The organism is Microlunatus sp. YIM B11417 (assembly GCF_059617205.1).
Genome location: NZ_JCAMPJ010000004.1, coordinates 348,913 through 364,081, shown reverse-complemented (window position 1 = coordinate 364,081; position 15,169 = coordinate 348,913). Strand labels below are relative to the sequence as shown.

12 protein-coding genes and 1 pseudogene are annotated in these 15,169 nt (G+C 71.2%); 8 read left to right on the top strand and 5 right to left on the bottom strand.

From position 1 onward, the window contains the following. Positions 1 to 21: 21 nt before the first annotated feature. Positions 22 to 1,515, bottom strand: coding sequence for a glycosyltransferase family 39 protein (locus AC6CCG_RS21180; protein WP_496656626.1), 1,494 nt, complete (start codon positions 1,513 to 1,515; stop codon positions 22 to 24). A 173-nt stretch (positions 1,516 to 1,688) separates the two neighbouring features. Beyond that, on the bottom strand, positions 1,689 to 2,306 hold the full coding sequence (locus AC6CCG_RS21175; RefSeq protein WP_496656625.1) for a TetR/AcrR family transcriptional regulator: 618 nt from the start codon (positions 2,304 to 2,306) through the stop codon (positions 1,689 to 1,691). Between the two features lie 67 nt (positions 2,307 to 2,373). Here AC6CCG_RS21175 and AC6CCG_RS21170 point away from each other — a divergent pair, with 67 nt between their 5' ends. The 6 genes and pseudogenes from AC6CCG_RS21170 (at position 2,374) to AC6CCG_RS21145 (ending at position 7,027) form a co-directional block, all read left to right on the top strand. After that, complete coding sequence (locus AC6CCG_RS21170) at positions 2,374 to 2,856, top strand: hypothetical protein (protein WP_496656624.1); 483 nt, start codon at positions 2,374 to 2,376, stop codon at positions 2,854 to 2,856. Between the two features lie 49 nt (positions 2,857 to 2,905). Next, complete coding sequence (locus tag AC6CCG_RS21165) at positions 2,906 to 3,712, top strand: phosphotransferase family protein (RefSeq protein ID WP_496656623.1); 807 nt, start codon at positions 2,906 to 2,908, stop codon at positions 3,710 to 3,712. A gap of 128 nt (positions 3,713 to 3,840) precedes the next feature. Then, on the top strand, positions 3,841 to 4,782 hold the full coding sequence (locus AC6CCG_RS21160; RefSeq protein ID WP_496656621.1) for a type IV toxin-antitoxin system AbiEi family antitoxin domain-containing protein: 942 nt from the start codon (positions 3,841 to 3,843) through the stop codon (positions 4,780 to 4,782). After that, positions 4,758 to 5,129, top strand: a pseudogene (locus AC6CCG_RS21155) (NAD(P)-dependent oxidoreductase); the annotation flags it as partial. The gene AC6CCG_RS21160 and the pseudogene AC6CCG_RS21155, both read left to right, overlap by 25 nt. 273 nt (positions 5,130 to 5,402) lie before the next feature. Next, positions 5,403 to 6,119 carry a uroporphyrinogen-III C-methyltransferase gene (gene cobA / locus AC6CCG_RS21150; protein ID WP_496656913.1) on the top strand — a complete coding sequence of 239 codons (717 nt, stop codon included), beginning with the start codon at positions 5,403 to 5,405 and terminating at the stop codon, positions 6,117 to 6,119. Then, the gene (locus AC6CCG_RS21145) at positions 6,116 to 7,027 is read left to right on the top strand and encodes a phosphotransferase enzyme family protein (protein WP_496656620.1); all 912 of its coding nucleotides are present in this window, start codon (positions 6,116 to 6,118) and stop codon (positions 7,025 to 7,027) included. The genes cobA and AC6CCG_RS21145 overlap by 4 nt, the downstream gene beginning before the upstream one ends. Here AC6CCG_RS21145 and AC6CCG_RS21140 read toward each other — a convergent pair. After that, on the bottom strand, positions 7,008 to 7,685 hold the full coding sequence (locus AC6CCG_RS21140) for an ion channel (protein ID WP_496656619.1): 678 nt from the start codon (positions 7,683 to 7,685) through the stop codon (positions 7,008 to 7,010). The genes AC6CCG_RS21145 and AC6CCG_RS21140 overlap by 20 nt on opposite strands. Before the next feature lie 10 nt (positions 7,686 to 7,695). Next, on the bottom strand, positions 7,696 to 8,376 hold the full coding sequence (locus AC6CCG_RS21135; protein ID WP_496656618.1) for a helix-turn-helix transcriptional regulator: 681 nt from the start codon (positions 8,374 to 8,376) through the stop codon (positions 7,696 to 7,698). Positions 8,377 to 8,470: 94 nt separating this feature from the next. On the opposite strand from AC6CCG_RS21135, the gene AC6CCG_RS21130 reads away from it, so the two are divergent. Together AC6CCG_RS21130 and folE are read left to right on the top strand one after the other, a co-directional pair. Then, positions 8,471 to 8,887, top strand: coding sequence for a hypothetical protein (locus AC6CCG_RS21130; RefSeq protein WP_496656617.1), 417 nt, complete (start codon positions 8,471 to 8,473; stop codon positions 8,885 to 8,887). Further along, the gene (gene folE, locus AC6CCG_RS21125; protein ID WP_496656616.1) at positions 8,884 to 9,522 is read left to right on the top strand and encodes a GTP cyclohydrolase I FolE; all 639 of its coding nucleotides are present in this window, start codon (positions 8,884 to 8,886) and stop codon (positions 9,520 to 9,522) included. The genes AC6CCG_RS21130 and folE overlap by 4 nt, the downstream gene beginning before the upstream one ends. 72 nt (positions 9,523 to 9,594) lie before the next feature. Here folE and AC6CCG_RS21120 read toward each other — a convergent pair whose 3' ends face one another. Continuing rightward, positions 9,595 to 15,093: an ATP-binding protein gene (locus AC6CCG_RS21120; protein ID WP_496656615.1), complete on the bottom strand. Its 5,499-nt coding sequence runs from the start codon at positions 15,091 to 15,093 to the stop codon at positions 9,595 to 9,597. Positions 15,094 to 15,169: the final 76 nt, after the last annotated feature.

The following is a 15,169-nucleotide window of genomic DNA, read 5'->3' as shown; positions in this document are numbered from 1 at the left end:
GGGAAGACTTCGCCCTGGAGCTCAGCCGTAGTGGCGGACCTCGGGCCACAGTTCGGCCCAGGTCCGGCGCCGTTCGGCGCAGAGCCGGAACGGGGCGCCGTCCTCCTCGTTGTCGACGCCGGGTGGCGAGGCGTGCCGGAGCAGCAGGGTGCAGCGGCCGAACCAGCGCCCCAGGTCGGCCTCGTCGAAGTCGCCGACCACGAGTGCCGTGCGTACGGTCTCGGGCGGCGGGCCCCACCCGCCGAAGGCGTTGTGCCCCGAGTAGACCGGCGGCAGCGCACCGGCCGGCCCGGCCGGGGTGGCCAGGTCCAGCCGCCGGGCCCGGCTCAGCGAGCCGGCCTCGCCGTAATTCGCGGTCAAGACCATCGCCGCGTCCGGCTGTTCGCGGGCGAGCCGGACCGCGATCTCGGTGAAGCCCTCCCAGCCGACCGTCTCGGCGGCGTCCGGGTTGACCGCCGTGGCGACCTGGAACACCGGCGAACCGGCCGGCGCCAGCGGCAGCGAGAAGATCGCGGTCGGAACGGCGAAGATCACCAGCAGCGCGATCGCGAGCACCCTCCGCCAAGCGATCCAGGCCAGCCAGTCCGAGAGCGCCAGCACCCCGAGGGCCAGCACCGCCGGGAAGAACCCGGCCAGGTAGTACGGCTTGCCACCGGTCACCACGACCATGATCAACATCAACAGGTACGCCAGCGCGAGCCAGCGATGATCCCGCAGCCGCGGCAGCGCGAAGGTGGCGACCAGGCCGGAGATCGCCAGCACGGCCAGCAGCGGACCGATCAGCAGCAGGTGCAGCGGAACGATCATGATCCGGTCCGCCGACGAGGTCGAGCCACCGGCCGCGATGTTGGCGGCGATCTCGCGCATCGGGAAGCCGTGCAGGGCCTGCCAGATCAGGTTCGGCGCGGCCAGCAGCAGGGCGATCCCGGCTGCCAGCCAGGGACCGGGCCGGGCCAGCGGCCCCCGTGGCCCGATGATCAACAAGCCGACCAGGCAGCAGGCGAGCACCAGGGCCGGCAACACCTTGATCTCGAGCGCGATTCCGGTGATCACGCCGAGCAGCAGCCAGCCACCGAGCCGGTCCGGGGTCTCGAGGGCGCGGATCAGGAGCATGATCACGGCCGCGGTGAGCAACAGGTCGAAGGTGGCAACCGAGAACAGATGGCCGATCGCCATCGGGAACGAGCTGAGTGCCGTGACCAGAGCGGTCAGGGTCTGCTGGCGGGCGGTGCCGCCGAGCCGGCGGGCGGTGGCGGCGGCGATCAGGACGGTGCCGGCACCGGCCAGGGCGGGCAGGATCCGGAACAGGATCAGGTGGCCGCCGACCAGGTCGTGCCAGGCCGTCGCGAGCAGCGGGACCAGGATCGGGTTGTCCGGCTGCGCCCAGTCCGGATGCCGGCCGCCCTCGATGAAGTAGAACTCGTCGCGATGGAAGCCGTACCGGGCGGACACCAGCATCAGCACCAGGAACAGCAGTCCGGCGACGACCCAGGGCCCGCGGGGACGCAGCGACACCGGTTCACCCCCACTCACCCTCGATCCGTCGAGGTGAATTCAAACCCGCCGGCCGGGGTCGTGCAAGATCGTTCTGGCTATCCTGATCGTTCCGATCATCCCGATCCGGAGGCCGAGGGGCGTGATCGAAGGCCGGCCGAGTGGTCGTCGTGAACGGGTCGCTGGTGTCCTGATCAGGATTCCACGGCCTGGTCCGGCGCCCGGTCCAACTGCTCGCTGAGCAGCAGCCGGAGGGTCTGCCGGATCCGCCGCGGCGTCAGCCGATCGGGGTAGTGCGCGCCGTTGAAGGCCAGGCCGTCGATGGTGGACGCGATCAGCTCGGTCCGTACCGCCGGCTGGTCGATACCGACCCGGTCCACGATCCGTCGGATCAGGCTCCGGGTACCGTCGAACAGCCGCTCCACCGCGGGTCGCAGTGACGGTTCGGTCCGGGCTCGTTCGACCATCGCGATCCAGACCGTGACCTCGCCGCGGCGGCGCTCGTCCAGCGGCAACAGCTCCTCGAGCATGTCCAGCGCCACCTGGTAGCGGCCCGCCTGGTCGCCGACCGGCGGCAGCCGGTCCAGGTGCTCCAGCAGGCGGGCCGAGATCCGCTCGACCAGTTCCTCGCCGGCGGCGGTGAGCAGGTCGTCGTAGTCGGTGAAGTAGTGCCGGACCGAACCGATGTTGAGTTGGGCCTCGTCGGCGACGTTGCGCAGTGAGGCCCGCTCGACCCCGTGGTCGCGGACGAGTCGGAAGAAGGCGTCGATCACGACGCGGCGGCGCTCCTGCGCGTCGACCAGCTTCGGCATTCGACCATTTTATCCCACCTGTGCTAACTTTGTTTTATCGCGTCTGTGATAAATCTAGGAGTGGTCCATGCGTGAGTTCCTGATCCCGGTGTTGATCATCGGCCTGGTGATCTACGTCATCGCGCGGCGGTTCCGTGGTGAGCCGCTGGTCGCGAAGGACCTGGTCGCCTCGCCCCTGATCATGCTCGGCATCGGCGTCTACAGCCTGACCAAGGTGACCGGCTGGACCGCCCTCGACGTCGGCTGGCTGGTGCTCGGCGTCGGGACCGGCTTGATCCTCGGGGCGATCCGGGGCGCGTCCAGCGAGCTGTTCGTCCGGGACGGCGTGCTGCACCAGCGGTACACCTGGAAGACGCTGCTGATCTGGGCCGGATCTGCCGCGATCGGCTTCGGCCTCGGCTTCGCCGGCACCGCGCTCGGCGTCCACCCGGAGACGAGGCCGTACCCACTGTCGCTCGGCATCGGCCTGTTCGGCGAGATGATCACCTGCGGCCTGCGGGCCCTGCGGACCGGTCACGACTTCGCCCCGCCGCGCCAGAACGCGCACTGACCCCGCCGAACCAGCCTCTCCCTCGGTCAGGCCCCGTACCCTCGTGATCATGAGCGTCGATCCCGCCGAGTTCCTGCCCCGGCTCGGTGTTGCCGAACCGACGTCGGTCGAGGCCGTGCCGGGCGGGGCGGACGCGCTGCTCTTGCGGGTCCGCTGCGGCTCGCTGACGTACGCGCTCCGGGTGCTGAAGCCCGGCCGACAGGCGCAGGCGAACCGCGAGGTGACGATGCTGCGGTCGCTGGCCGGCAGCGAGATCCCGGTGCCTGCGGTCCGGGCGGCGGCGATCGACACCGACCGTCCGGCGTACCTGATGGACTGGGTCGACGGCCGCCCGCTGGCCGAGCGACTGCTCGATCCCGCCGCCACCGAGGACATCCGGCGCCGGTTGATGACCGAGTTCGGCCGACTGCAGGCGCTGATCAACGCCCGCACCGGGCCGGTGCTCGAGGACGGCCCCGACTGGATCGCCCGGCGCGGCGACCCGGTCCCCGGTGCGACCGGCCCGGCCCGGCTACTGCACCTGGACTACCACCCGCTGAACGTGATGGTCCGCGACGACCGGATCGTCGCCGTCCTCGACTGGGCCAACGCGACCTTGGGCGACCCGCGCTACGACCGAGCCCGTACCGAATCCATCCTCGCCCTGATGCCCGACCCGGCCGGCACCCTGGAGCCGCTGCTGACGCAGGGCATCGCCGACTGGCGCGCCGGCTACGGCGACCCGACCCCGCCCGGCCCCGACTTCCGCCGCTGGGCCGGCGCCGCGATGGCCGAGGACCTCGCCCCCCGCGTCGGCGACCCCACCATCCCCTGGCTCACCCCCGACCACCTGGCCCGCATCCGCGCCTACGGCTGATCACTGTGGAACTTCGGTGGCACGAGACCCGGCCGAAAGTTCCACACAGACCAGGTGTTGTCCGTTCGGTTGTCCACAGATTTCTTTGGGGGCGGCTGGTTGGGGAGCGGCTGAGCAGAGTCCCCTGCATGAAGCTGCGTATTGAGCCGTCCTCGGCGCTGCGGGATCTGGCCGCGGCGCAGGCGGGCGTGATCACGCTCCGGCAGGCGAACCAGTGTGGGTTGAGCCGGCACTGCGTCGCCCGGCTGGTCGAACAGGGCCATTGGCGACGGATCGACCGCTCGGTCCTCCACCTGAATTGGCAGGAGCCGCCGTGGCGGGCGCTGGCCTGGGCCGGTGTCCTGGTCGGCGGACGGGATGCGCGCATCGGTGGGGACGCGGCCGCCCACCTGCACGGCCTGGTGGATGAACCGCCGGGCCGGATCACCGTCATGGTTCCGGCCGAGCGCCGACTGCGGGACCGGTGGCCGTGGACCTTCCAGCGGGAGCGATCCGGGGTCCGGTCCGACCGCTCGCCGGGAAGCCCGCCCCGCCTCACCGTGGAGGACACCGTTCTCGACCTGTGCCTGGACCCGCGGTCGACGATTCACTGGATCACCACGGCCGTCCAGCGCCGACGAACGACCGCGGCCCGGCTGCACCGGACCGCCGTGGCCCGGCAGCGGCTGGGCGAGCGAGGACTCGTGCTCGAGTTGCTCAACGAAGCGGGGACGGGCGTCGAATCGCCGCTCGAACACCACTACCTGCGTCTGGTCGAGCGCCGGCACGGCTTGCCCCGCGGGCAACGACAGGTCCGCCGCCGGGCTCGGCACGGCCGGCACGATGTCGGATACCCGGACTACGCGGTGCTGGTCGAGCTCGACGGGCACCTCGGGCACACGGAGGCGGGACGGTTCCGGGACATGCAGCGGGACAACGGCGCGGCCGTGGACGGCCTGGTCACGCTCCGGTACGGCTGGGCCGACGTCGTCGAAACCCCGTGCGCCGTGGCCTCCCAGGTCGCCGCCGTCCTCGCGCGACGCGGCTGGCCCGGCCTCTTGGTCGGATGCCCTGCCTGTCCCGGACCGTAGCGTGGAACTTCGAGGGCACCAGACCCGGCGGAAAGTTCCACACTGTCGGCACCGGTAGCGTCTGCGGTGTGGATGAGGTTGGGGTGGCCGGGTGTGCCGTGCTCGTGGTCGGGGGCGGAGCCGGAGTGCTGGCGACCGTGGCGGAGCTGCGTGAGGCGGCGGCGGTGGTCACGGTCGCGGCCGAGGAGGTCGTGGTCAGCCTGGAGGACCTCGCCGATCGCGGCTTGATCGGCTGGCACCGCGGCCCGGTCGCCGATGACCTGCTCGGATCGGTGGCTCTGGTCGTGGTGGGAACCGGCGATCCCGGGCGTGACCAGGAACTGGCCGACCGTTGCCGGGCCCTGGGCCGGCCCGTCCGGCGACTGCACGGGGCCGGGACCGGCGCTGCTGCCGGGCGACCGGGTCGGATCGTGGACGCACCGCAGGACAGTGGTACGGCGGCTGCCGAAACACCGTCCGCGGGAACACCAGTGGGCGACTCCACCCCGGACGGCGCCGCGGTGGACGCCACGGACCGAGCAAGCGCGGTCGGCGCCGGCCCGGCCGGCGACCCGCGTGACCCCCTCGGCGAGAGAACTCCGGCCGAGGTCGATCCCGACCGGTCCACCGAGGCGGGCGAGGTGATCTTGGTCGGCGGCGGTCCGGGTGACCCGGGGCTGCTCACGGTCGCCGGGCTGGCCGCGCTGCGCCGGGCGGACGTGATCATCACCGACCGGCTGGCGCCGCTGGCCAGCCTGGCCGAGGCCCGGCCCGAGGCCGAGGTGATCGACGTCGGCAAGGTGCCGGGCGGGCGCTACACCCGGCAGGAGTCGATCAATGCGCTACTGATCGAGCACGCGCAGGCGGGCCGGGTGGTGGTCCGGCTCAAGGGCGGCGACAACTTCGTGTTCGGCCGCGGCGGCGAGGAGTGGGAGGCCTGTGCCGAGGCCGGGATCCCGGTCACGATCGTCCCCGGGGTGAGTTCGGCGACGGCGGTTCCGGGGCTGGCCGGCGTCCCGGTGACCCATCGCGATCTGGTGCAGGGCTTCACCGTGGTGACCGGGCATGTGCCGCCGGACCATCCGAGCAGCACGCTGGACTGGGCCGGGCTGGCCCGGTCCGGCACCACGCTGGTGATCATGATGGGCGTCGCCACCCTGCCGGCGATCACCGCCGAGTTGATCAAGCACGGCATGCCGGCCGATCTGCCCGCCGCCACCATCGCGGACGGCGGCCTGCCCAGCATGAAGGTGGTCCGCGGCCCGCTGGACCGGATCGCGGAGCTGACCGAGCACGCCGGCCTCCGACCGCCCGCGATCACCGTCGTCGGTGCCGTGGCAGGCCTCACCTTCCGGTGATCGGTCATCCGCTGGTCCGGAGCTGGGTCCAGCGGCATCCCGAACACGAGTTCGAGCAGGCGCCCGACGCTCCGGCGATCATGCGACTGCTCCGGGAACTTGATCTTGGCCAGGAGACATGCGACCTCAGCGGCGAAGATCACCTGAATCTCCGGGTCGGCGCTGGCCGACTGGTTCTGCGCAGCTACAAGCCGTTCGTCACGCGACCCAGGATCCTCGACCTGCAACGGATCCGGGCCGGGCTGGCCGAGCAGGGGCTGCGGGTCGCCGTGCCGATCAGGATCGGCGGCCGGGCGATCTTCCGGTGTGGCACCCGGTGGGCCGAAGTCGAGCCCTACCTTGATCATCAGCCCAGTCGCGGCACACCCGAGGACCTGTTCGCGGCGATCGGCCGGCTGCACCGCGCCCTGCGCCGGCTGCCGGCACCGATCAGCCGCGACCTGCGGCCCTCGTACGTCGATCCGGGCACCCTCGGTCGCTGGCTCCGCTGCAACGCGACCGACGGGGCGACGTCGGACCCGGACGAGCTCGCACCGATGATCAAGGAACTCGGGCGACGCTGGATCCCGGCCGAGGAGATCCAGACGATCCACGGTGATCCGCACGGCGCCAACCTGGTGCACACCGACGACGGCCCGGTGTACTTCGACTTCGGCGGCCTGGCCAAGGCACCGCGCACCTGGGACCTGGCCGTTGCCCACGCCTACCTGCTCCGCACCGAGCAGGCGTCCGATCCGGCCCGCCTGTACGACGCCTACGCCAGTGCGGCGGAACGGGCGCTGACGCCGGGCGAGCGGTCGGCCGTTCGGGTGTATCCGATCGCGGTCGCGCTGATGTACGCGATCTGTGGCTGGGGCGAGGGCTGGCGCACGATCGCCCGAGACCTGCTCAGTGGTGATCACCGCTGACGCGGAGCGTGGTCAGGGCGACCAGGCGGGACACCACGAGGGCGACGTAGCCGAGGCCGGCCAGCTGTTCGATCATGACCACGGATCGCGCGTGCGCGGTGACCGGGACGATGTCGGACAGGCCGGTGCTGGACAGGGTGGTGAAGCTCAGGAACAGCAGCTCGGTCCAGGTCCGGGGCTGGTCCGAGTCGACCGCGGCGATGAAGCAGCCCGGCTGCAGCACCTGCAGCAGTACGTAGAGGTAGGCGAAGCCCCAGGCGACCAGGGTGAAGGTCGCGCCGACCGCGAACAGCTCGTCGGTGGTCACCTTCCGGTCCTTCAGCATGTACCGCAGCAGCACCACGGTGGCCCAGAAGTAGAAGGCCGCGTGCAGCGCCGCGGAGGCGACCTGGAGCACCGGGTTGTGCCAGAAGATGTCGATGATCGCGAGCGCGGCGGCCGACGAGGCCAGGGTGATCACCACCCAGGTCGGGCCGGGCAGCTCGCGTACCGAGAAGATCGCCAGCAGCAGCACCAGCAGCCCGAACGTCTCGAACGCCAGCCGCCCCGGCGTCGAGGAGTCCATCGCCGGGTAGATCAGGACGCCGATCAGCTGGACGGCGAGCAGCACCGCGGACGGATGCCGGCGGGTCTGCTCGAGGGCCCCACGGAGAGTCACCCGGCTGAGGCTAGTCCGAGATCCGTGCCTTGACGCAGCACCGGCCTGGTTCGGGTTCCAGGCACGCCTTGATCTCGGGGCTGCCCAGGCCGTCCGCCGTGCCCTGGACGTAGACCTGGTTCAGGCCGCAGACCAGCGCGGTGTGTTTCCGGGCCAGGGCATCGAAGGGGCAGTTCGCCAGCTCGACCCGTTCGTCGTGGACCTGCGGCTCGTAGCCCTGGCCGGCCAGCACCTGGGCCAGCGCCGCGAGCGGTTCCGACCGGTCCACGCTGCCGGCGGCCGCGGTCCCCAGCGCGAGCCCCTCCGCGCGGGCCGCTTCGTGCAGCGATGCGTCCAACGGGTCGCCGGCGCCGGCGCGCGTCACCGCCGCGGCCAGGATCTCGCCGACGAGGTCGTACCGCCGGGGTGGCAGGGACACCGCGAATTCCTGGGAGGACCTGCGGTACAGCTTGCTCGGCCGGCCCGCGCCCGGCCCGGTGCGGCCGGAGAGCCGCCGGTACTCGGTCTCCAGCAGGCCCTCGGCGACCAGTCGATCCAGATGGAAGCTCACGTTGTGCAGCGCCAGCCCGAGCGCCGCGGCGGCCTGCTCCCGACCCACCGGCTCGGGCTGGGCGGCCACGTACGCGTACAGCTGACGCCGGGTGTCGTCGGCCAGAGCACCGATCCCGGCGGCCTGCGGGCCAAGGTCCATGCCGTGAAGTCTAAAACAGAATCCTCTTGACATAAGAACCTCGGGCCATCTCTAATGCTAAGTAGATTCAATTTTAGAAAGGGTGCGTGTTCCGATGCCGACGACGACAACCTCCAGAGGTGCCACCCGCACCGAGCTCGGAGCCGACCGAGCGTTCCTGCTGCTCCGGACCGTGTTCACGGTGGCGCCGATCCTGTTCGGCCTGGACAAGTTCACGAACCTGCTCACCGACTGGGAGCGCTATCTCGCGCCGTGGATCGACGGCATCGTGCCCGGCGACGCCCGGATGGCGATGCTGATCGTCGGCGTGATCGAGATCGTGGCCGGGATCGCGGTCGCGATCATTCCGCGGTACGGAGCTCTGCTGGTGGCCGCCTGGCTGCTCGGGATCATCGTGAACCTGGTGTCGATGGGGACCTACTACGACATCGCGCTGCGCGATTTCGGCCTCCTGGTCGGCGCACTGGCCCTGGCCGTCCTGGCCTTCCACCGGAACCGGGCCGAGGCATGAGGAGCCACGCCGCGGAACGCCCGGCCAGCACGCCTGCCGTCCGGCGCTGGCGCTCCCGGATCGCCGACGCCCGGCCGGAGGTCGACCCGGTCGCCGCCGAGCGGGCCGCCGCCGACCTGCTCACCGCGCTCGGGCTGGACCTCACCGACGAGAACCTGGCCGAGACCCCGCGCCGGATGACCCAGGCGCTGATCGAACTGACCAGCGGCCCGGACTTCGAGCTCACCACGTTCCCCAACGACGAGGCGTACGACGAACTGGTGCTGGTCCAGGACATCCCGCTCCGTTCGGTCTGCGAACACCACCTGCTGCCGTTCGTCGGCGTCGCCCACATCGGCTACCTGCCCGGTGATCGCATCCTCGGGCTGTCCAAGTTCGCTCGCATGGTCGAACTCCACGCCCGCCGTCCGCAGACCCAGGAGCGGCTCACCAAGCGGATCGCCGATCATCTCCAAGATCAACTTCAGCCGCACGGGGTCGGCGTCGTGATCGAGGCCGAGCACACCTGCATGAGCCTGCGCGGCGCTCGCGCAGCCGGTGCCCGGACCACCACGTCGGCCCTGTTCGGCCGGCTGCGCGACGACGCCCGCAGCCGGGCCGAGTTCCTCGCCCTGACCAGACGCCCTGTGGCGTAAGGGATTCTCAGCGCGCTGGCTGGCGAAGGGCCGAGCCAGCCCGGCCCTTCGACAAGCTCAGGGAACGTGTCCTCAGCGCTTCAGGCCGCGCTCGATCGCGGTGATCAACTGCGGCCGCAGTTCCGCGGCCGTGATCACCGCGTCGACCGAGCCGACCTCGACGGCCCGGCGGATGCTGTGCACCTGGTCGAACTCGTCGGCGACCTCACCGATCTTCTCGGTCCGTACGGCAGCGCGCAGCTCCGCCAGCTCGGCGGCCAGCGCGGCCCGGTCGGCGTCGTCGGCCTCGGCCACGCGGGCCTCCAGCTCGACCACCCGAGGGTCCGCGGCGATCCGGCGCCGCACGTCGCCAGCGAACACGACCGCCGCGGCCGGCGCCCCGCCGATCACCGACGCGAACGAGCCCTCGACCGCGAGCACGGTCATCTTCGGATTCAGCGCCTTGGAGAACACGACGAACGCGCCGCCGTGATACCGGGAGATCACGCAGAAGACGATCGGGCCGCGGAAGTTGACGATCGCCCGGCCGATCTCGGCGCCGTACTCCAGCTGCAGGTTGCGCATCGAGTCCGGCGATCCGTCGAACCCGGACAGGTTGGCCAGCACCACCAGCGGACGGTTGCCGCTGGCCGCGTTGATCGCCCGGGCCACCTTCTTCGATGATCGGGGGAACAGCGTGCCGGCGGTCCAGGTGTCCGGGCCGTCGGTGGGCGGGAATCCCCGTCGTGGCACGGGTTTCGACTCGATCCCGATCAGGCAGACCGGCAGACCGCCGAGCCGCGCGTCCTGCACCACGGCCGTCTCGGCGTCGGCCATCCCGGCCCACCGTTCCAGCACGGGATGATCAAGATCGGAGACGGCCCGCATCACCGTCCTGATGTTGAACGCCTTCTTCCGGTCCGGGTTGGTCGTCGCCGAGAAGATCTCCCCCACGGTACGGAAGCCGCCCTCGGCCGGGTCGTGCGGATAGGCCGTGACATCCCGCTCGTACGGGTCGGTCGTCTCAGCCCGCCGCGGCGTCGACTCGCCCGGCGCCAGATACGTGTAGTCGTAGTGCGAGAGCAGGATGTCCCGGGCGCCGGCAAGATCGGGCGCCCAGTACTGCGCCTGGCCGTTCGGCCCCATCACCCGGTCGTACCCGCCGATGCCGAAGTTGTCCTCGGCCGACACGCCGCCGGAGAAGTCCAGCGACTGCTTGCCGGTCAGCACCATCGCGCTGTCCGGGGTCATGATCAAGATCCCCTTGGTGTGCATCAGCATGGTCGCCTCGGCGTTCCAGTACGGCTGCGCACCGACGTTGATCCCGGCGACGACGATGTTGATCTCCCCGCCCGCCTGGGTGAACTCGACGATCCGCTTCAGCGCCTTGGCGACCCAGTCCATGTTCTCGGTGCCGGAGTCCATCGAGATCTTCGCGCCGGACGACAGCGCGAACCACTCCACCGGCACCTTGAGCTTGGTGGCCAGGTCCAGCGCGGCCACGATCCGGGCACACTCCGGCTCGGCCAGCGCGCCGAGCGCCTTGGTCGGGTCGCCCAGCAGCACCACCCGGGTCAGCCCCTTCGGGTAGCGCCGGGTCGGGGTGCTGACCACGCCGGCGATGATCGCCGAGGTGTTCTGGCCGCGCGGCCGCTTCACCGGCGCCAGGGTGCCGTTCGGCTTCAGGTCGTGCTCGACGAACGAGCCGCCGGTGCCGGCGATCATGCCCGCGAGTTCGTACGGGTAGACGGTGTTGCGGCGCCGGGCCCGGACCACCTTCTGGGCATAGTCGTCCAGCGGCAGCAGCGGCTCGGTCGGCGGCCGCTCCACGACCGTCTGCACGCCCGCACCGGGCTGGTTGTAGAACCGGCCGACCACCGGCAGCGGGTCGCCGTGCGAACCGGTCACCCGGCCCTGGATCAGCACCTCTTCGATCCCGGCACCGACGGTCAGCGGCGTGATGTTGCGTTCCAGCGCGGTCAGCTCGGCGACCTCGGCTTCGATCACCGGCCAGACCGTCACCCAGACGTGGTTCATGTCCAGCTTGGCCCCGTCCGGCCGTTCGGTACGGGCCCGGCGGATCCCCTCCAGGCAGTTGGCGATCGCCCGCTCCACGTGCGGCAGCGAAGTGATCTGGCCGTCGTCGTCGCGGACCACCGCGAACTGACGCACCTGGGCCAGCGCGACCAGCCGGACGTCGGCCGGGTTCTCCCTGGCCACACAGTGATAGAGCAGCACGTCCTCGGGCGCGTCCAGCCTGGTGATCATGAAATCGCGGAGTCGCCACAGGTTCAGCCGGCGGCCGACCATCGGATGCACGCCGCGGACGTTCTCGTCCTCCACAAGATCACGGCGCTGCGGCCGGTAGGTGAAGTAGAAGACCGGTCGGCCGTCGCCGGCCGCCACCGCAATGGCGATCCGGCGCATCCGCTTCCGGAACGGCAGCGCCGCGACCAGTTCGCGGAGCACGTCCGACGCCTCCTGGACGTCGGTCGGCGCCTCCGGCCAGTGCAGGTAGAGGTCGGCCACCGTCTCGTAGCCGGACGGCCGGCCGCCGACCGTGGCCTTCAGGTCCCGGACCAGGGTGCTGCGCGGGCCGGCCAGTTCCTCGACGGTGCCGACCGTGCTGACCAGGTAGGTCTTCCGGCCGTCCAGTTCGTAGCCGGCCATGGTGAACGGCCGCCCGTGCAGGCTCTTGTTCGCGACGTCGTGCAGGCCGTACTCGAGGTAGTGGCGGCGGATCAGCACCTCGAGCATCGGCTCGGTCCGCGGCACGCCGCGTTCCAGCCGCTCGGTGAGGAACCTGATCAACTGCTCCGGGATCGTGGCCAGCGCCTCGACCCGTGCGGCGTAGTCGCGCGCGTGCGGATGCTCGGCCAGGTCGGCCAGCTCGGACCTGACGCCGGCCAGCACCTCGGCCCGATCCTCGTCCACCTGCGGTTGGTCGAACCAGCGGAACCGGACCGACCGGGCCAGGTCGCCGATCTCCGGGAACCGGAGCTGGGTGGACAGCACCAGATGATCGAGGACCGCGTGGGTCTCCTCGGTGCGTTCCGCGGCCGGCCGCGGTTCGGCCAGCCAGTGCTCGAGCAGCGAGGTGACCAGCCGCACGTCCGGCGCCACCCGCTGCTGGGCCAGGAAGATCCGGAACACGGCGTCGACCAGCGGCTCGCTGCGGTCCAGGTCGGTGATCCCGTAGTGCCCGAGCACCTGGGACAGCCGGCCGACGAACGAGGCCGGCAGCGCGGCCCGCTCGACGTCCAGCGTCTGCAGATAGGTGTGGAACAGCTCGCGCGGCGTGTGCACCCGCAGTTCGGTGTCCAGTTCCTCGCCGGCCGGCCGGTTCCGGCTCAGGTCGGCGAAGTCGGCGAACAGCCGGAGCAGCGCGCTGTCGGAGTTCATCGGCGGTTCCGGCAACTCGGCCCGCGCCGCGAAGTACTCGGCCAGCGCCCGGCCCTCGTCGCGCGGATCGAGATCGAAGCCCAGCAGCATGCTGCGCAGGTCCTCGTAGCCGCGAGTCACGCGCTCGGCCGGATCCGGCACCGTCGCCGGCGCCGGCAGTTCAAGATCAACCGAAGCCGACGACTCGGCGGCCAGGTCCTCCTCGCCGAGCGGTTCCAGTCGGATCAGCGGCGCGCCGGTCTCGACCTGGGTGCCGGTGCTCACCGACAGCTCCCGGACCACCGCGCGGAACGGCGCCGGGACGACCGTCTCCATCTTCATGCTCTCCAGCACCAGGACCGGGGCGCCGGCCTCGACCTCGGTACCGACGGCGACCGGGGTCGCCACCACCAGGGCCGGCACCGGCGACCGCAGCACGCCGCCCTCGTCCCGGGTGACCCGGTGCGTGACGCCGTCCACCTCGACGAAATGGACCGGGCCGTGGGTCGCGGTGATCAACCGGAATCGCTGCCCGGCCACGGAGAGCCGGGCCTCGTAGCTGTCGTACCGCTCCAGTTCGGCGTCGACCGTGCTGAGTTCGTCGCCGCTGCGGACCGTGACCCGATACCGGCGCGGACCGATCCGGGCCACCCCCAGCCGGTACGGGGCGCCGCGCAGCTTCACGTCGATCGCCCGGCCCGCCTCGTGCTGCACCTGCGGCCGGCCGCCGAACGCGGACACCAGCAGCTGCTGGCGTTCCAGCGCCTCGGCCTCCTGGTAGGCCTCGATGCCGGCCGCGACCAGCGCAATGCCGGAGTGCCGGTGGGTGATCAACTCGCCCTGCGCCCGGACCCGGTCGATCCAGCCGGTGTCGGCCCAGCCGGCGCCACCCCCGGTGATCACCTCGGGCCGGCTCAGCAGCTCCAGGATGAAGCTCTTGTTCGTGGTACCGCCGTCGAGCACCACCGTCGTGTCGGCCACCGCCCGGCGAAGCCGACCCAGGGCCTCGTCGCGGGTGCGTCCGTACGCGATGATCTTGGCGATCATGGAATCGAAGTCGGCCGGAATGGTGTCCCCCTCACCGACGCCGGTGTCGACCCGGATGCCCGGACCGCGCGGCAGGTCGAGCCGGACGATCCGGCCCGGCGACGGGGCGAAGTCGCGGTCCGGGTCCTCCGCGTTCAGCCGTGCCTCGACGGCGTGCCCGATCTCCGGCGGCGGCTCCTCGGTCAGCCGCTGCCCGGCCGCCACCTGCAACTGCAGCCGGACCAGGTCGACATAGCGGGTCGCCTCGGTGATCGGGTGCTCGACCTGGAGCCGGGTGTTCACCTCGAGGAACGCGAACAGCTTCTCGTCCGGGTGGTACAGGAATTCGACGGTCCCGGCGCCGCGGTAGCCGACCGCGAGGGCCAGCCGCTCGGCCGACGCCTTCAGCTCGGCCACCTGGTGCGGATCGAGCAGCGGCGACGCGGACTCCTCGATGATCTTCTGGTTCCGCCGCTGCACCGAGCAGTCCCGGACACCGAGCGCCCACGCGGTGCCCTGTCCGTCGGCGATCACCTGGACCTCGACGTGCCGGGCGCCGGTGACCAGCCGCTCCAGGAACACGACGCCGCTGCCGAACGCCCGCTCGGCCTCGTCCCGGGTCCGCTGGTACGCCTCGCGCAGGTCGTCGTCGGAGTCGATCACGCGGATCCCGCGGCCGCCACCGCCGGCGGTCGCCTTGAGCATCACCGGGTAGCCGATCTGGTTCGCCACCGCGAGGGCGTCGTCCAGCGTGTCCAGGGCGCCGCGGCTCCACGCCGCGACCGGGACGCCGACCTCCTCGGCGATCAGCTTGGAGCCGATCTTGTCGCCCAGCTTGCGCATCGCCTCCGGGCTCGGCCCGATGAAGGTCACCCCGATCCGCTCGCACAACTCGGCGAACGCCGGATCCTCGGCGACGAAGCCCCAGCCCACCCAGGCGGCGTCCGCTCCGGTCTCGACCAGGGCGCGCTCCAGCACGGCATGATCGAGATAGGGGCGGTTCGCGGCCGGGCCCAGCGGATGCGCCAGGTCGGCCTCGCGGACGAACATCGCGGTCCGTTCCGCCTCGGTGTAGAGCGCCACCGTCTCGATCTCGGTGCCCTGTTCGGCATTCAGCTCGCGAACCGCGTTGATCAGCCGCATCGCGGCTTCCCCCCGATTGACGATGGCGATGCGCCTGAACACTGAGCGTTGCCTCCTGACCTCGGGGTTTCGGTACGGATCCGGACCGAAGGGACCAAAGACACACATTTCCAGGGAA